Here is a 17063-nt window from a genome sequence, read left to right on the forward strand (position 1 = left end):
TCTCCGCATCCGGGAGCCTGCGCCCCGGGCGAAGTCGACCGGCGTGGCGGCCGCCCCGTGCACCGCCGCCCCCGCGGCCACGAAGGCTGGAGCCGGGTGCGGGTCCCGAAGGGGACGCTGCATCGCGTCCGGTGCTGCTGTCATACCGTTCCGATGCGGCGGGCGATGTCTTCCGACCGTTGCAGGTGCTGGTGCGCGTCCTCGCCGAGGTGCTGCAGGACGCCCGCGATCACGGTCTCGATGACGGCCAGGGTCGGTACGAGGCTGTCGTAGGGGGAGAAGGCGGAGACCTGACTGGACAGGACGACGTCCGCGTGGGCGGTGGCCGGGGAGAGCCAGGCATCGGTGAAGACGATCACCTTGCCACCGCTTTCCCGCGTCATGTGCGCGATGGCCGTCTTGTCCTCTTCGTAGCGCCGGTAGTCGAACAGGATGACGGCGTCACGGCGGCCGAGATGGGCCAGGTGGGCCGTACGTTCGACGGCCGATTCCGGGAGGATCCTCACGTCGTCGCGGAGTTGCATGAGGTGCTTGGCGAGGTACTGGGCCAGCAGGTGGGTGAAGCGGCCGCCGGCCAGGGTGATGCGGCGTCTGCGGTCGCTGAGGATGTGGATGGCTTGGCCGAGGTCGTGCGGGGGGACCTCGTTGAGGGTGTGCGTGAGGGCTGCGGCGAAGGCGGTGTTCGCTCGGGTCAGGAGGCTGTCGTCCCGACCGGTCGCCTCGGAGTCAGGGGTTCGTCGTCCGTAGTCGGTGGACTCGTACAGGGACAGCGGGGAGGCGTTGCGTTCGTCGAGTTCCTGGCGCAGGGCGGCCTGGAAGTCGGGGAAGCCGCGGTAGCCGAGTCGGGCGGCAAAGCGCAGGACGGTGGGGGCGGAGACCGCTGCCCGCTCGGCGATGGCGGCGACGGTTTCGAATCCGGCGGCGGGATAGTTGGCCAGGAGGACGCGGGCGACCTTGCGTTCGGCTGGGCTGAGCTCGCCCAGCTTGTGGCGGATGTCGTCGGCGAGGGAGCCGGCTGCCATGGGTGTCCTTCCGGTCATGCGGGCCGCATCCGCCGAGCCTAGCTGCTGTCCCAGTCGGCGGATGCGGCCCCGGGGCCCGGTGACCGCAACCGCCGGGGGTCTTGGGGGTTTCGGTGTGCGCGGGAGCTATGGACCCTTGATCGCGATGCCCAGCCCGATGATGCTCTGCGCGCTTCCGGGGATGCTCGTCCAGGAGGTGGGGCCGGGGTTCTTGGTCAGACTCACGGTGAAACGGGGGCAGGTTTCGAACGTGGTGGCGGTGGCGGTGTGCTGAGTGCGGGTTTCGGCGAGTTGACGGGCGGTGGCACGCAGGGAGTAGGGGTTTGCGTCCGGGTTGTCGACGGAGTGGAAGACGTCGTTGTTGGCCGGCACGGGCTGCGTGCTGCGCGGGATGAGGGGGGTCTTGCCCGGCGCGGGCCGGGCGGTGCGGCGGCGTGCGTCGTAGTGGTCGCCGTCGGTGAGGTAGGTGTAGCGGGCGCCGGTGAGCGACCACCCCTTGGCCGTGCTGTCGGTGCGGGCGTGGTCCAGGTCGAGGATGGCCAGGCCCTGGGGTCCGAGGACACGGAGCGCTTCGTGGTCGGTGCCGGGGTTGTCGACGACGACGGCGGTGTTCTCTTCGAGGGCGTAGACCCGGTCGTGTCCGGTGTCGGCGGCCAGGCGCAGGGCTCGTCCTTCCCGGCCGGAGGTGCCGGTGTGGGTGTCGATGAGGCCGGATCGCAGGAGTCCGAAGCCGCCTTGGGGAAGGTATCCGAGGCGGGTGGGGTCGTCGAAGTAGCCGGGGGTGCTTCCGTCGCGCAGCGCCCGGTAGGAGTCGCCGCCGGTCACCATGTCCGGGCCGGAGGCTATCTGCGCGCCGGCCGAGGAGCCCGAGATGACCGCGCCTGCGGCGAGTTTGGCCCGGATGGTCGCGAGGGCCTTGGAGTCGGTGTGGGCCGGGCCGTGGAGGAGGGTGGTGACGTAGCGGTACTGGTCGCCGCCGCCGAAGAAGAAGCCGGTCATGGAGTTGATCTGGGCGACGACCTGGTCGGAATCGGCGTTGGCGATGTGGTCGAGGTCGATGGGGATCCATTGGGCGTCGGCCGCGCCGTGCTTCTTGAACAGGTTGGCGTAGTAGGCGCCGTTGCAGGCGGAGTTGCTGCATTTGTCGGGGTCGGCTGCCTCGGGGTCCTGGCTGGCGGGGAGGGAGGAGGCGGTGAGGATGCCGATGCGGGCGTCGGCTGCGCCGGCGCGCTTGATGATCTCGCCGTAGACCTGCGTGTTGTCGTCCTTGAGGCCTCCGCCGATGAGGACGAGGGAGCCTCGGCGGGGAGAGGGCGGCGCGCCGGCGGTGGCGGGGGTCGCGGTCAGGGCGAGTGCCAGGGCCGTGGTGCCGGCGAGGAGGGTGCGGCGGGTGAGAGGGGATGGGGCGCGCATGCTGGGTGCCTCCGTGGCTGGGCTCTTGCGTCCGGTAGCCGGGACGCCGTCGACGGGTGGTACGGGCTGGGGTCAGTGGTTTCGGGTGTCGCCCAGGGAGGCGATCAGGGACGCCAGGAGCGCGATGCGGGGCGCGACGGTGGTGGTGTCGAGCCATTCGTGCGGGCTGTGGTCTGCGCCGCCGACGGGGCCGAGGCCGTCGAGGACGGGTATGCCGACGCCGGCTATGAGGTTGGCGTCTCCCACTCCGCCAGTGGCGACGGCTCGGATGTCGAGTCCGAGCTGTCGGGCGGCGGCCTGGGCGTGAGTCAGCATGCGCCTGGAGGCGGGTGTGTCTTCCATGGGTGCGCACAGGTCGAGTTGTTCCACGCTCACGGTGGTGCCCGCCACGGCCGGCCGGCTGGCCGCTTCGGTGATGGCGTCCTTGACGCGCTCCACGTCGGCGAGCGTGGCCGCGCGTACCTCGACGTGCAGTTCGGCACCGGGGCAGACGATGTTGGCGCGTGTCCCCGCTCGGATGACGCCGACGTTGACGGTGACGTCGTCCCAGTGGCCGTTGAGGTTGTGCAGGGCGATGGTGAGGTGGGCGGCGGTGAGGGCGGCGTTGGCGCCGCGTTCGGGTTCGATTCCGGCGTGGGCGGCGCGTCCGGTGATGGTGAGGCGGAAGTCGGCGACGCCTTTGCGGGCGATGACCAGGTCGCCGTTCTCCCTGGCGCATTCGAGGGCGAGGGCGTGGTGCATGCCTTGCGCCGCGTGTTCGATGACGGGGCGGCTTGCTGGTGAGCCGATTTCCTCGTCGGGGGTGGCCAGGAAGATGATCTCGGCGAAGTCGTGCAGGCCCGCTCTCTCCAGGACGTCCAGTGCGTGCAGGCCCGCGAGGAGGCCGCCCTTGTCGTCGCTGACGCCGGGGCCGTGGGCGACGGCGCCGGACAGGGTGAAGGGCCGCCGCGCTGCGGTGCCGTCTTCGAAGACGGTGTCCATGTGCGCGGCGAGGAGGATACGGCGGCCGCCGGCGGCCACCGTGAGACTGCCCCGTTTGCGGGCTACGAGGGTGTCGCCGAGGTTGTGGTGTGCCGCTTCGGGCGAGGTGAAGCGTTCGGTGTCGAATCCGAGCTGTGCGAGTCGTTCCTGCACCCAGTCGGCCATGCGGTTGACTCCTCGGCCGTTGTAGGAGCCGGAGTCGATGGACACCAGGTGGGCCAGATCGTGGAGGTAGGCGGGGAGGATGTGCTGGGCGTGGGGCAGGAGTGTCGTGGCCGCTGGGGCCTGCCCGCGGGCGGGGGCGGTCACAGGACCTTCGACAGGAAGGCTCGGGTGCGCTCGTGTTCGGGGTCGACGAGGACGCGCCGCGGGTCTCCCGCCTCGATGACGACGCCTTCGTCCATGAAGACCGCCGTGTCGCCGACCTCGCGGGCGAAGCCGATCTCATGGGTGACGACGATCATCGTCATGCCGTCCGCGGCAAGCCGGCGCATGACGTCGAGGACATCGCCGACGAGTTCGGGGTCGAGGGCCGAGGTGGGCTCGTCGAACAGCATCAGCTTGGGCTTCATCGCCAGCGCGCGGGCGATAGCAACGCGTTGCTGCTGTCCCCCGGACAACTCGGCGGGGTAGTGGCCGGCCCGGTCGGCGAGTCCCACCTGGGCCAGGAGCCGTTCGGCATCCTCACGGGCCTGCGACCTGGACACGCCCGCCACGCTGAGGGGTGCTTCCATGACGTTGCCGAGGGCCGTCATGTGGGGGAAGAGGTTGAAGCGTTGGAAGACCATGCCGATGTCGCGTCGGCGCTCGGCCACTTCCCGCTCGCGCAGTTCGAGAAGCTTGTTGCCGTGCCTGCGGTAGCCGACGAGGTCGCCTTCGACGGCGAGCAGACCCGCGTCGATCTTCTCCAGGTGGTTGATGCAGCGCAGGAAGGTCGACTTGCCCGACCCGGAGGGCCCGAGCAGGCAGCAGACCTGTCCGCGTTCGACCATCAGGTCGATCCCTTTGAGGACCTCCAGTTTCCCGAAGTGCTTGCGTACGCCTTGGGCGTGGAGCATGGCAGTGGTCATCGGCCGCCGTCCTTGCTGGTCGCGTCGTTCTTGCGGAGCAGGCCCGCGGCATTGCCGAGCATGCGCCGCAGCGGGGAGGTGTGGCCGGCCCGGGTCGTCCCGCGGCCGTAGCGGCGCTCCAGCCACGCCTGCGGAATGCCCAGGAGGGTGACCAGCGCCAGGTACCAGAGGCTGGCGACGACGAGCATGGGGATGACCTGGTAGTTCTGGGCGTAGACGTCCTGGATGTTGGACATGAGGTCGTGCGCTGAAATGACGGAGACCAGGGCGGTCATCTTGAGCATGTTGATGGTCTCGTTGCCCATCGGCGGGATGATGACGCGCATGGCCTGGGGCAGGACGATCCGCCGCATGGTCAGGGCGGGGCGCATGCCGAGCGAATGGGCGGCCTCGGCCTGTCCGGGGTCGACGGACTGGATGCCCGCCCGGACGATTTCGGAGGCGTAGGCGGCCTCGTTGAGCCCGAGGGCCAGGAGGGCTGCGACGGCAGGGGTGAGCAGCGAGTTGGTCTCGGCGGTGAAGAACGTGATGTCGGTGAAGGGGATCCCGACCATCACGTATGCGTAGAGCGCGCCTGCGTAGCCCCAGAAGATGATCTGGACGAGCAGCGGGGTGCCGCGGAAGATGCAGACGAAGAAGGTGGCCAGGCCGTACAGGACGGGGCTGGTCGACAGGCGCATCACGGCGATGAGGGTGCCCAGGCCCAGGCCGAGGGCCATGGCTGCGGCGGTCAGCCACAGGGTCGTGGCGAGGCCGTCGAAGATGAGGTCGGCGAAAAGGTAGTGGCCGACGACGTCCCAGTGGAGGTTGCGGTTCTTGGCCAGTGAGCCGGCCAGGCCCACCAGGGCGGCGACGGAGCATACGGCTGCCGCCCAGCGTCCGTAGCGGCGGACGGGCACGAGGGGCATGTCCGGCGCGCCGGGGAGTGTCCGGGGGTCCGCGGAGGCGGTGGGAGTGGAGGTTGAGGAGGTTGAGGTTGAGGAGGTTGCCATGATCAGTCCACCTCGGCGTTCTTGGTGGCTTCCTTCAGCGCGATCGACTCGACGCCGTACTTCGCGCAGATCTTGTTGAGGGTGCCTTCGTCGATGAGGGCCTGGAGTGCTTTCTGGATGGCGGCGGTGAGTCCGGGGAGCTTCTTCGATACGGCGATGCCGTTCGGTGAGGCCTTGTAGCCGCCTGCCGCCGCGGGGTCTTCGACGAGTTCGAAGGCCTTGCCGTCGTCGGCGGTCTTGGCGGTCCAGCCGGCGGCGGGCTTGGTCAGGACGTCGGCGGCGACCTTGCCGGCGCGCAGGGCGAGCTGGGCGTCGGAGTCCTTGGGGAACGTCTGGATGTCGATCTCGGGCCTGCCCGCGGCCTTGCACGTGGCCTGGTGTTCCTTGAGCAGGTCGAGCTGGTTGGTGGCCGCCTGGACACCGGCCTTCTTCCCGCACAGGTCATCGAGGGTGATGATCTTGTCCGGGTTGCCCTTGAGGGTCATGATGCCGGAGCCGGACTGGGAGTAGTCGACGAAGTCGACGACGGCCTGGCGCTCCTCGTTGTCGGTGATGGCCGAGAGCGCCACGTCGTACTTGCCGGCCTGGATGGCGGGGACGATTCCGTCGAACTTCTGCGCAGTGAAGGCGAACGGCACTCCGAGCTTCGCCCCGAGGGCCTGTCCGAGGTCGTGGTCCAGGCCGGTGAGTTCGCTCTCCCCCTCCTTGACGAACATCTCGAAGGGCGCGTACGGGACATCGGTGGCCACCCGGACCGTGCCCGCCTTCTTGATCTGTGCCGGGAGGGCGTCGTGCAGCGCTGCGTCCTTGGTGATCGTCACGCCGGCGACGGTGATCGGGCCGGCTTCTCCGGCAGCGGGGTCGCTGCCGGAGTCCGAGCAGGCGGTCAGTGTGGCCAGCGCGGTGGCGGCGGCGAGCGCGGCAGCCAGGTGTCGGGTGAGCCGAGTGTCCATCGAGTCGAACCTCTCCAGTGGTCGGCCGACGGGAGTCTTCGCCGTCGACTGCACGCTGGAAGTTACAGAACAGCCATCAAATTTGCCAGATGTATCGCGCGTTACGTTCACGTTACGGCCAGGATCCGGGCCCCGGGGAAGGCCCACCGCACCGCTCACACCTCTCCGACCAGTGGTTGTACACGGGTCACATGACCGTTGGCCCGAATATCGTCATACATCTTCCGTACACGGGAACCAGCTTGTAAGTTCCGCTACCACCCAGACAGCCGCTGGCAAGTGCCCCCGCCAGGTCCTCATCAGCACTGTTGCCAACCCCTGCCCCAGCGCAGGCCCCCCACCGGAGATCCCATGGGCATTCGGCTCCCCCAACCGACGCCGGCGGCGTGCGCCGCCGTCGTCCTCCTCACGCTCGTCGGCACACTCGGCGCGGCGCACCCGGCCGAGGCCACCGCGAGCCGCGTCCGCCTCGGAAGCACCACCGACGCCGCCCGAACCAGCTGGCAGGGACCCGCCTTCACCATGAACGGCGACGGCAAAGTCCTGCCCGCGTCCATGACCGCCGCCATCGACGCCATCCGCGGCGGAACGGGCAACCTCGATGTCACCGTCATCGCCGGATCCGCTCCCACCTCGGGCAGCGCCACTCCCGAGTGCGACACCGTCATGACCCTCTCCGGCGTCAACTCGTGTACGAGCTGGACCCTCCCCGCAGCGGCGGACGGCAACAACAGCCAGGTCAACACCGACATCCGCAACGCCGAGTTCGTGTACTTCGCGGGCGGGGACCAATGCCGCTACGCGGCCTGGAAGGGCACGGCCCTGGAGGCCTCGGTCGAGTCGGTCGTCGCCAAGGGCGGCGGATCGGGCGGAGGCAGCGCCGGCCACCACATCAACAGCCCCGTCGTCTACGACGCCTGCAAGGGCAGCGTCACCAGCCCCGAAGCCCTCGCCAACCCCTACGACAGCTCCCTCACCTTCACCACCGGCATGTTCGAATGGCCGAACTACGCCGGCGTCATCAACGACTCCCACTTCACCACCCGCGACCGCATGGGCCGCACCATGGCCTTCATCGCACGGGCGGTGAAGGACGGCCGCACCACCGGTGGCAAAGCCTGGGGAGTCGGGGTCGAGGAAGGCAGCTCACTCCTCCTCGACAAGAACGGGAGGGCCACCCTCTACGGCAAGGAGGCCTACGTCGTACTCGGCGACCACCAGCCCGAACAGGCGATATCCGGCAAGCCGCTGACCTTCTCCGACTACAAGATCTGGCGCCTGGGCGCCGGGCAGACCTACGACTTCAAGAACCGCCCCACCTGCGGCTACTACCTGCGCAGCGTCACGGCGGGCATCCCCGACGCCAACCTGTACTCCGGCACGCCCCCCACCGACTGCGGACCGGCGTCTGGCACCACCCTCGCGGAGACGGAGAACAACGACACCCGCTCCTCCGCCGACGACGCCACCATCACCACCAGCCTGCCCGTCACACTGACCGGCAGCATGAAATCCACCACGGACCGGGACTACTACCGCGTCTCCTTCACCGCGGGGCAGGAGATCGGCATCCGCTGCGACATCCCCGGCGCCTACGACGCCGACCTCTACCTGCTCGATTCGACCGGCGGCACGATCGACCGTTCCGTGAACAATGGACCGGGCACGGACGAGTCCTTGTCCTTCACCGGAACCGGAGCGGGCACTGGCACTGGCACTGGCACTGGCACTGGCACTGGCACCTACTACATCGAACTGGAGGCCTACGAGGGCTCCGGCACCAACCGCTACAGCTGCACACTCGCGCGCAGCTGACATTGGGCCCCGCCCCACCCCGCCCCCTCGGGAATGTGCGTGTTTGTTCCAGGTCCGGATGGAAAGGCGCCGGGTGCCGCGGTCTTGCCGGTCCGCCCGGGCCGCCCGCGGTCCAGGAGGACATCATGCGTGCAAGAGTGCTGGCCATTGCGGTGTTCACGGCTTCGCTGGGCTGTTCTGGGGTGTCAGCGGTTGCTGCCGCTCCGGCTCCGGACAGTGCCGACGCCCGCTTCGTGCAGATGGCCCACCAGAGCAATCTCGCGGAGATCGCAGCCGGTCACGACACCCAGACGAACGCGAAGACGACCTGCGTGAAGGAGGTCGGTGCCGCTCTGGTGCGCGACCACACCAAGCTGGACGCGGAACTGTCCCAACTGGCGGAGAAGAGCGACGTCTCCCTGCCGAAGACCCCGACGCGTGAACAGCAGGCCACGCTGGCCGACGTCCGGTCCAAGGCCGGCAGCGCCGCCTACGACAAGGCGTGGCTGGTGGCCCAGGAGGCCGGTCACATCAAGACGCTCATGCTGATCGACCAGCAGATCAGCCAGGGCAAGGACGCCGAGACCGTCACGGCGGCGAAGGAAGCCCGCCCGGTGGTTGCCATGCACCTCGACATGGTCCGCGGCGGAACCTGTCACACCACCACGTAAGGTTCCGGGCCCATCCCCCACTGCCTGACTTCGTGCCGTCCGGCGCGGCCACCCGGGCGAATCTCCCGCTACGGGCCGGGTACGACTGGCCTGCCCTGCCGCCAGGGCCGAGGAGGTGACCGAAGGTCACCGCTTCGGCCCAATCTCCGTAACCGGTCCCGTGTTCGTGCTGTTGGACGGGGACCTCATGCCGCAATCCCTGCGGCAGGCCCCCTCCCCAAGGAGATTTCCATGTCCCGTATCGCAAAGGCCGTAGCCGTTACCGCCGCAACCGCTGCCGTCCTCGCGGGCGGCGCCGGCATGGCCGCCGCGGATGCCACGGCCGAAGGCGCTGCCATCGGCTCCCCCGGTGTCCTTTCCGGCAACGTCGTCCAGGTGCCCGTCCACGTCCCGGTCAACGTCTGCGGCAACACCATCAACGTCGTCGGCCTCCTCAACCCGGCCTTCGGCAACACCTGCATCAACGCCAGCGGTGACAACGGCGGCCACCACAAGGCCGACCACCACGGCGAGTACTGAGCAACACCCGGCTGACCTGCAAGCAGCCACCACAGTGCCCGTGCCGGCGCATCACACCCTCCTGTGAACCAGCCGCAGGGCACGCTCCTTGAACAGTCCGGCCTCCCCACCTTCGGGGAGGCCGGACTGCCGCTGGGCGCGACGAGGCAGACGCTGTAACCACCGGCCCGGATTGCGGTCTCACCGCACTTGCGCGGCGGCTGGGCGTGCCCGCCGGGGCTGCGGCGGGCAGCGAGACACCGCCGGCCGACTGGGCGGCAGGAACGGGCATATGAGTGGTGGGCGGTGCTCCGTCGGCGTGGTGGGTGCCCGAGCGAAGGACTTCGGGTGTTTTCTCGTACGGCCTGGTCTCCCGGCAAGGGCGGCTGTGGCTCACCGCGCCCCGCCCCCGAGCTTGCCGTCACGTCGCCGGCTCCGGGGCGGGGAGAGCGGCCCCATTCGCCTCACCGAAGGACGTTTCCACGTTTCCCATGGGCGAGTGGGCGAAGACCGCAGCAGGCCCGGGATCATTCGTTTGCCGACCGCCGGCTTCCGCACAGGACGGTGGCGCAGTCAGGCCCTGGGACGGTGAAGCAGTCCCTTGCGGCCGCCGTCCCGTCAGGAGTCGTCGTCGTAATGGTCTCGGCTGCCGGCCTTGGCCAGCCCGCGGCTGATCATGTAGCCGACGGTGAGGATCACGATGTACAGCCAGGCCCGGTCGGCGCGGAAGTAGTCGAGGTGTCCCTCTTCGGTGCCCACCAGCATGGAAGCGATCAGGACTGCGATCACGCAGGCGATGTAGGCGAAGAACTCCGTCGTCTTCAGGGCCGACTTCGTCTCGGTCGACAGGCGGCGTGTTCCGTGTCCGGAAACGTCGGTGCCTGCGGTCCGGCGACCCGCGGGGGTGCCGGCGGGGTTCGCAGTGGTCATGGCAGGTGTCCAATCCATCGTGCGGAGCACCCGGTGCGCTCCACGGGCGGGATCACGCCAAGATCGACGCTGTCCCGTAGGGACGACTACCCCACAGCAGAAGAGTAAACGTCATATAAATGAATAAATCGGGCATTCGGGGCTGCAGTGCCCCCCGCCCTTGCCCTCGGCGTCAGGCCGTGGTGGCGGCCGGACGCCGCGACCTCGCCGGCCCGCTGAATCGGCACCGGCTTCCGCCTGACCTGCCGCTTCCGCCTGGCTTGCCGCTTCCGCCGACCGCGACCGCGGCCGGGCCGCGGGTCAGCGGGCGCGGTTACGGCGCGCGAGCGAGGCATTCAGGGCGGTCGCGAAGCCGCACCACACCGCGTACGGCACCAGGGCTGCCGCGGCCTTCCCGTCAAAGCGGGCAGTACGCCGGATCAACTCGGCGTTGCTGGCGTCCAGAACCAGGGTGCCGGCCAGGCCCGCGGCGGGGCTGCGGGCCTGGAAGAACAGCCAGTTCCACCCTGCGTTCAGGGCCAGGTTGGCCGCCAGACTCCCGGCCAGGGCGCCCCGGCGGCCGGGCGGGGCGGCGTTCCACGCACGACCGCCCGACCAGGCGATCCCCGCGTACAGGGGGGTCCACACCGCGCCGAACGCCCAGCCCGGCGGCTGCCACGCGGGCTTGCTCAGCCCCCGGTACCACGAGCTGTCCGCATCGACGGCAACGGAGCCCTCCCCGGCTGCCGCAACGACGGCGAGGGCGCACACGGCATAGGACCGCCATCCGGCCGCCGGAGGTGCCCCGCCCGAGGCGGCACCCCCCGGACGCGTTTCGCTGATGAGTCGCATGCCGGGCGTCTTCCCGTACCCGACCCGTTCACGCCGGACGCAGGTCCGGACGAAGCCATCCGGACAGACGATCTCGGGCTGACGTGACGCCACCGGGCAGGGCGCCGCGGCGACCCCGGAGCAGTACCCGGGCCTCGGACCGGCCGGGTGAGCACCGGCATCCGGCGCCGGCATCCGGCGCCCGTCCTTCTCCTCCTGCTGCACGGTGTCTCACGAGACGGGGGCACGGGCGCGTCGAAACGATGGGATCGGCAGGCGTCTGGGCTCGGAGTGTCCCTCCCTCGGCGGGGCGGATGCGGCGGGGGGCTACGGCCGCAGAAGCCCTCGGCCGGCTTCGCACCAGAGGAGCCCTGCCGACCACGACGGCGGGCGGACACCGTGCCCGACTGCGCACGCACAGCCGCCCCTCGTCACGTCGCGTGACGGGGCCACGGCTTGACGCACACCGTGGAGGTTCCCAAGCTGATGGAGGGGCCGGTGGAAGGGGCCGTGATCGTGGATGGTGTGCAGAGCGAACTTCCCCGGCTCCTGACGGCGGCGGAGACGGCGGCGCCCGTCGAAGCCGTCGATGTGATCGCGGAAGATCTGTGGCGGCGTTTCGACGCCAGGAAGGTTTCTTTCCTCATCGTGGATCTGACGGGGAAAGCGGTGGCGCGACTGTACACAGCCGGCGCTGCGGAGGGCGGGCGGGAAGCTGAGCGGATCCCCATGGCCGGCAGCGTCTACGAGGACGTGATCCGTACGCAGCGGCTGTACCAGGAGGCGGCGGGCCAGGGACAGCGCGTGATCGCGCCGGTCACCAACCGAGGGGATGCGATCGGACTGCTGGAACTGCTCCTGCCGGCCGCCCCCACCCAGGACGTCCTTCACGCGGTCGGGGAAGCCGCCCACGTCCTGGCCTACATCGTGATCGCCAACGGGCGTTTCACCGACCTCTACACCTGGGGCAAACGCTCCATCCCGCCGACCTTGGCGGCAGAGATCCAATACCAGCTGCTGCCCCTGTCATTGTCGTGCGAGGCCGCACAGTTCACACTGTGCGGGAACCTGGAGCCCTCCGCAAACCTCAGCGGCGACACCTTCGACTACACCCTGGACCGCGACGTCCTGCACCTGTCGGTGACCGATCCCATGGGCCACGACATCGACTCCGCCCTGACGGCCACGGTCCTGGTGGCCGCCCTGCGCGGCGCCCGCCGCGCAGGAGCCGGCCTGGCGGAGCAGGCACACCGGGCCGATCAGTCACTGGCCGACCACGGTCACGGCCACGCACCGGCCAGCTGCTGCGCATCCAGCTTCACAGCGGACGGGCCCAGCTCGTGAACGCCGGTCACCCCTGGCCACTGCGCATGCGCGAAGGGGCCGTGGAGACGATCACCTGTGAGGTGGACCACCCCTTCGGGCTGCCCGTGCCCGCCCCGCACCCCTACCGCGTGCAGGACATCGACCTGCGCCCCGGTGACCGTCGGCTCATGCTGACCGACGGCATGCTCGAACGCCACGGAGAAGGGGTCGACCTGCCGGCCCTGCTGGAACACACCCGGGACCTTCACCCGCGGGAGGCCGCGCTCACCCTGACCTCCGCAGTCCGGCACGCCGCCGGCGGCCGACTCAAAGACGACGCCACCGTCATGTGCCTGCACTGGCACGGCCCCCAGCAGACCCAACGGCACGTCAGTTCCGGTGCGGACACCCAGCAGGCATCGGCCGGCCGCGCGAGGCGGCAGCCGTGACCCAGGTGCTCGCCGGTCGCACGCTGGCCGTCGCCGCGGAGTCCGACACGCATCTCGCTGCACTACCCGTTCCCGGAGATCGCAGCGCCCCTCCCCCGGCCTGGCGGAGCGCGCGACGGGCGGGTCGGGGCGGCAGGAGAGCGGGCAGGGCGAGGGCCCATCCGATCAGCCGCTTGCCGTCAGGGCTGCGCGTGCGGTGGTGAGGATCTCCTCCGAGAACGGGGAGTCCTTGGTGGCGCGGGCCAGGACGAGGGCTCCGAGCATGGTGCACAGCCGGATGATGCCCTCCTGGTCCTCGGTGGCGAGCGCGTCGGCGAAGGTACGCACGCCCTCGGCGTAGACGCGGTGAGCCTCCTGGTGGTCACCCGCGCGCCCCATGTCGGCGGCGAGCCCGGCGACGGGGCAGCCGTCCCCCGCGTTGTCGCGGTGCTCGACGGAGAGGTAGGTCTCGATCAATTCCCGCTGCGCGGCCTCGCGCTGTCCGTCGTGCCGCTCGAGGCCCGCGGCGTGGAGCTGGGCCAGTGCGCCGAAGGCGTGAGCCGTGGCCTCGTCGACAAGGGCCCCCTTGGAGGCGAACTGCTTGTAGAAGCCGCCGTGGGTCAGGCCGGCGGCCTTCATGAGGTCGGCGACGCTGACGTGGGTGCCCTGCTCGCGGAACAGCCGGGAGGCGATCTCCACGACCCGCTGCCGGTTCTCTTGCGCCTGCGCCTGTGTCACGCGACCCATCGGGCACCTCCCATTTGGATGTCGTATGCCATCTATCCTAGACTCCAGACGTCGCCGCCCAGGCCCTGGACGGGATCGAGCAGGGCCTGCCCGAGATCCTCGCCGACGACGTCAGCCGGCTCGTCAAGCAGGGCCTGGCCCTGGCGCCGGACGCGGCGTGAGTCCGCAGCCCGCGCGGAGGCCGGAGACGACGATGAGGGCCCTCGTGGTAGAGCGCTACGGCGACGAGGCCGGCGTGCGCGCCACGGAAGTGCCGCAACCGCAGGTGGGCGCGAATGACGTCCTGGTCCGGATCCACGCGGCGAGCGTCAACCCCCTCGACCTCAAGATCCGCGACGGGGAGTTCAAGGCGATCCTGCCGTACCGGGTCCCGTTCATCCTGGGCAACGACCTGGCCGGGACGGTGATCCGGGCCGGTGCGGCCGTGACACGGTTCGCGGTGGGCGACGAGGTGTACGCGCGTCCCGACAAGGGCCGGATCGGCACGTTCGCCGAACTCATCGCGGTGCACCAGGACGATGTGGCGCTCAAACCGATCAGCCTGACCATGGAAGAGGCCGCGTCCCTTCCCCTGGTCGCCCTGACCTCGTGGCAGGCCCTGGTCGAGCGGGCACACGTGCAGCCGGGCCACAAGGTCCTCATCCACGCGGGCTCCGGCGGCGTCGGCACCATCGCCGTCCAGCTGGCGAAGCACCTGGGCGCCCTCGTGGCAACGACCACCAGCACGGCCAACGTCGGCCTGTTGAAGAACCTGGGCGCGGATGTCGTCGTGGACTACGAGAAGCAGGCGTTCGAGACGGTCCTGCACGACTACGACGTGGTCCTTGACCCGCTCGGCGGCGAAAACCTCGACAAGTCCCTTGAGGTGCTGAGGCCCGGCGGGAAGGCCATCGGCATCGCCGGGCCTCCCGACGCCGCCTTCGCCAGGGAGCTGGGAGCGAGCCCGGTCCTCCGAGCGGCGATGGCCGCGCTCAGCTTCCGCACCCGACGCCGCGCCCGCCGGCGTCACGTGACGTACGAGTTCCTGTTCATGAGGGCGAGCGGGGACCAGCTCCGGGAGATCAGCGCGCTCGTCGACGCCGGGCGGATCCGCCCCGTCGTCGACCGCGTCTTCCCGTTCGAGTCAGGCCCGGAAGCTTTGGACTACGTCGGGAAGGGGCACGCGAAGGCCGGGAAGGTCGTCCTCACCATGCCGTGACACGCCGCCCGGAAGGCCTGCGTCGGCAGCAAGGAGATGCGGGCGGTTCCGAACATGCCACGGGACGGTCGAACGCCCCATGGGCGGCAACACCCACGCCCTGCGCTCCGCCGCTCGCCGGGGTGCACCGAACACGGCCGTCTGCCCGACGTGGACGCTGTCGTCGGCGAACACCGCTACGGCAACGTCCTCTCCGTGCCGGACTGCCGTCACCGAAGCCGACCTACCACCGCTTGCGAACGAACAGCTCACGACCGGCGCCTACGACCACTGCCGCCGCTATCAGACTGCCGGGGACCCACGCGGTCGTTGCACCATTGCCGCGCGCCGGCTCCGGATCAATGCGGCCCGCAGGGTCGTACACCACCTGAAGTGGCCGGTCCACGCTGCCGGCATCGGTCGTCGATGTCATGGCCGCGGGCCGGCCGCCGGGGCAGTCAAGACGGTAGTCGTAGTAGGTGGTCGAATTCGTGGTGGTGTGACCGCTGGAATCCGTGGAAGTGGAAGTCTCGATCCGTGAATCCTTCTTCAGCACGGTGCAGGTGATGTCGAGCCCCCTGCTCTCCAGCACCCAGCCGTCGAAGGACGCCACCGTTGTTCCGAGTGCCCACAGCAGGAGAGCCGCAGGCAGGAAGCGCAGATGCCGGTTGAGGAAGGTGAAGCCCAACAGGCCGAAGGCAGCGAGCATTCCCGCGACGGTCCACCACCGTCCGCCGGGTCCATGGGCGGCGAGCAGCAGGAAGGCGAGCAGCACTCCTGTGATGAGCAGCGGGAGGGCGACAGCCACAAGTGCGCGTGTACGGCGCCTGGCTACCTCCCGCGACTCCCGTGACTCCCGCGGTAACGAATAGTCCACCGTTCCCCCTCACTGCCGTCTTCGTCAAGGAAAGCCGAACATGCTGGAGCCGTACAGGGGCCCTTCCTGATGGCCCATCGCGCTTCCCGGCCGATCGCGCTTCGCTGACTGACGGAGTCGGTCGGCTGCGCGGCGCATGGCCGGGCCGGCCAGGTCATCGCAGTTCAGACCACCTCCACCTCGCCGCACAGCGCGTGCATCGCGCCGAGTACGCACAGGCGGGCGTCGATGTCCGTCAGGGTCAGGCCACCGTGAGCTGGACGAACCGACGGCAGGACGCCTGCGCCCGCCCCCTCGGCGGGGCCGAAATCGGTCCCGTCCCGCCGGGGGGCGCGGCAGGCGGTGCGGGTGACACGGTGCGGCCTACCGGCGGCCGCCGGGGATGGCGATACTCGTCCCGAAGACGAACCCACAGCGTCGTGCTGCGGGACCCCGAGGAGACGAGACTGATGGACGCGCTCAAGCTCCGGCTCACCTACCAGGACCTCACGACTGCGCATGTCGCCGACGCGCTCATGCGTCTGGGCCTCCCTGTCAGACAAGCGCCCCCGGCCGTCCGCCCGCTCCGGCAGGACGCGCACGTCGTCGGCCGGGCCCGGCCCGCACGCCACTACGGGAGCGTGGACGTCTTTCTCGAAGCCGTCCAGCAGGCCGCGCCCGGCGACATCCTGGTGGTCGACAACGCGGGACGGCAGGACGAAGCGTGCGTCGGGGACCTCATCGCCCTCGAAGCCGAACGCGCCGGACTCGGCGGCATCGTGATCTGGGGCCTGCATCGTGACAGTCGCGAGCTGCGCAGCATCGGGCTGCCCGTCTTCAGCCAAGGGGCCCTCCCCGTCGGCCCCCGGCGCCTCGACCCTCAGGGGCCCGACGCGCTCACCGCCGCGCAGTTCGGCGGGCCGACCATCACCGGTGAGGACTTCGTGCTCGGTGACGACGACGGTGTGCTCTTCCTCCCGCTCGACCGTGCCGCCGAGATCGCCGAAACGGCCACCTCGATCCGCGACATCGAACGCCATCAGGCCGCCCGGATGCGTCTTGGCACCAGCCTCCGCGACCAGATCCGCTTCGACGGCTACCTCACCGCCCGCGAACGGGACGGCGTGAGCTTCCGTGCGCACCTGCGGTCCGTCGGCGGAGCCGTCGAGGAGTGAAAGGGGCACTCCTCGCCCCCCGACCCCGAAGAAGCCGGCGACGGGCGCCGGCCACGACGACGCGCAGGGGCTGCTGACGCCCGGGCCGTTTGCCGGACGGGCACCGCGGCCCCTCCCCGACAGCGGTCCCGCGGGTCAGTCGCCGCCACCGCCACCGCATGAGGAGCCGCCCCCACAGGACGAATCGCCCCCGCAGCCGTATCCGCCTCCGCCGTCGCTCCAGCGGGAGCGGCCGCGCTTC

At 70.0% G+C, this 17063-nt stretch carries 15 protein-coding genes and 1 pseudogene; 6 read left to right on the top strand and 10 right to left on the bottom strand.

All coding sequences use genetic code 11. From position 1 onward, the window contains the following. Positions 1-140: 140 nt before the first annotated feature. The 6 genes from AMK16_RS00420 to AMK16_RS00445 all read right to left on the bottom strand — a co-directional run bounded on the left by AMK16_RS00420 (position 141) and on the right by AMK16_RS00445 (position 6431). A complete protein-coding gene (locus tag AMK16_RS00420; protein WP_073907047.1) occupies positions 141-1022 on the bottom strand; it encodes a MurR/RpiR family transcriptional regulator in 882 nt (293 codons plus the stop codon). 126 nt (positions 1023-1148) lie between these two features. Then, positions 1149-2435, bottom strand: a complete 1287-nt coding sequence (locus tag AMK16_RS00425; RefSeq protein WP_073907050.1) for a cyanophycinase — start codon at positions 2433-2435, stop codon at positions 1149-1151. 72 nt (positions 2436-2507) lie between these two features. Beyond that, on the bottom strand, positions 2508-3725 hold the full coding sequence (locus tag AMK16_RS00430) for a M20 family metallopeptidase (protein ID WP_079191228.1): 1218 nt from the start codon (positions 3723-3725) through the stop codon (positions 2508-2510). Continuing rightward, a complete protein-coding gene (locus AMK16_RS00435) occupies positions 3722-4486 on the bottom strand; it encodes an amino acid ABC transporter ATP-binding protein (protein WP_274535325.1) in 765 nt (254 codons plus the stop codon). Before AMK16_RS00435 ends, AMK16_RS00430 begins: the two co-directional genes overlap by 4 nt. After that, on the bottom strand, positions 4483-5394 hold the full coding sequence (locus tag AMK16_RS00440; protein ID WP_073907052.1) for an amino acid ABC transporter permease: 912 nt from the start codon (positions 5392-5394) through the stop codon (positions 4483-4485). Before AMK16_RS00440 ends, AMK16_RS00435 begins: the two co-directional genes overlap by 4 nt. 86 nt (positions 5395-5480) lie before the next feature. Continuing rightward, on the bottom strand, positions 5481-6431 hold the full coding sequence (locus tag AMK16_RS00445; protein ID WP_073907055.1) for an ABC transporter substrate-binding protein: 951 nt from the start codon (positions 6429-6431) through the stop codon (positions 5481-5483). 351 nt (positions 6432-6782) lie between these two features. On the opposite strand from AMK16_RS00445, the gene AMK16_RS00450 reads away from it, so the two are divergent. The 3 genes from AMK16_RS00450 to AMK16_RS00460 all read left to right on the top strand — a co-directional run bounded on the left by AMK16_RS00450 (position 6783) and on the right by AMK16_RS00460 (position 9415). After that, on the top strand, positions 6783-8246 hold the full coding sequence (locus tag AMK16_RS00450) for a pre-peptidase C-terminal domain-containing protein (RefSeq protein ID WP_242438487.1): 1464 nt from the start codon (positions 6783-6785) through the stop codon (positions 8244-8246). A 125-nt stretch (positions 8247-8371) separates the two neighbouring features. Further along, a complete protein-coding gene (locus tag AMK16_RS00455) occupies positions 8372-8896 on the top strand; it encodes a DUF4142 domain-containing protein (protein WP_079191229.1) in 525 nt (174 codons plus the stop codon). Between the two features lie 231 nt (positions 8897-9127). After that, positions 9128-9415: a chaplin gene (locus tag AMK16_RS00460; RefSeq protein ID WP_073907060.1), complete on the top strand. Its 288-nt coding sequence runs from the start codon at positions 9128-9130 to the stop codon at positions 9413-9415. Positions 9416-10012: 597 nt separating this feature from the next. Here the strand turns inward: AMK16_RS00460 and AMK16_RS00465 are convergent. Together AMK16_RS00465 and AMK16_RS00470 are read right to left on the bottom strand one after the other, a co-directional pair. Continuing rightward, complete coding sequence (locus tag AMK16_RS00465) at positions 10013-10324, bottom strand: hypothetical protein (protein ID WP_073907062.1); 312 nt, start codon at positions 10322-10324, stop codon at positions 10013-10015. A 300-nt stretch (positions 10325-10624) separates the two neighbouring features. Next, entirely contained in the window at positions 10625-11074 is a 450-nt protein-coding gene (locus tag AMK16_RS00470) for a TspO/MBR family protein (RefSeq protein ID WP_242438488.1), read from the bottom strand. A 546-nt stretch (positions 11075-11620) separates the two neighbouring features. Here AMK16_RS00470 and AMK16_RS00475 point away from each other — a divergent pair. Then, positions 11621-12888 (top strand): annotated as a pseudogene (locus tag AMK16_RS00475) (PP2C family protein-serine/threonine phosphatase). A gap of 165 nt (positions 12889-13053) precedes the next feature. Here AMK16_RS00475 and AMK16_RS00480 read toward each other — a convergent pair. Next, complete coding sequence (locus AMK16_RS00480) at positions 13054-13614, bottom strand: TetR family transcriptional regulator (RefSeq protein WP_073907065.1); 561 nt, start codon at positions 13612-13614, stop codon at positions 13054-13056. A gap of 193 nt (positions 13615-13807) precedes the next feature. Here AMK16_RS00480 and AMK16_RS00485 point away from each other — a divergent pair, with 193 nt between their 5' ends. Further along, the gene (locus tag AMK16_RS00485) at positions 13808-14812 is read left to right on the top strand and encodes an NADP-dependent oxidoreductase (protein WP_073907067.1); all 1005 of its coding nucleotides are present in this window, start codon (positions 13808-13810) and stop codon (positions 14810-14812) included. A gap of 223 nt (positions 14813-15035) precedes the next feature. Here the strand turns inward: AMK16_RS00485 and AMK16_RS00490 are convergent, their stop codons facing one another. Then, on the bottom strand, positions 15036-15599 hold the full coding sequence (locus AMK16_RS00490; protein WP_073907068.1) for a hypothetical protein: 564 nt from the start codon (positions 15597-15599) through the stop codon (positions 15036-15038). A gap of 518 nt (positions 15600-16117) precedes the next feature. On the opposite strand from AMK16_RS00490, the gene AMK16_RS00495 reads away from it, so the two are divergent. After that, a complete protein-coding gene (locus tag AMK16_RS00495; protein WP_073907070.1) occupies positions 16118-16822 on the top strand; it encodes an RraA family protein in 705 nt (234 codons plus the stop codon). Positions 16823-17063: the final 241 nt, after the last annotated feature.

Source organism: Streptomyces sp. CB00455, assembly GCF_001905445.1.
Classification (GTDB): domain Bacteria; phylum Actinomycetota; class Actinomycetes; order Streptomycetales; family Streptomycetaceae; genus Streptomyces.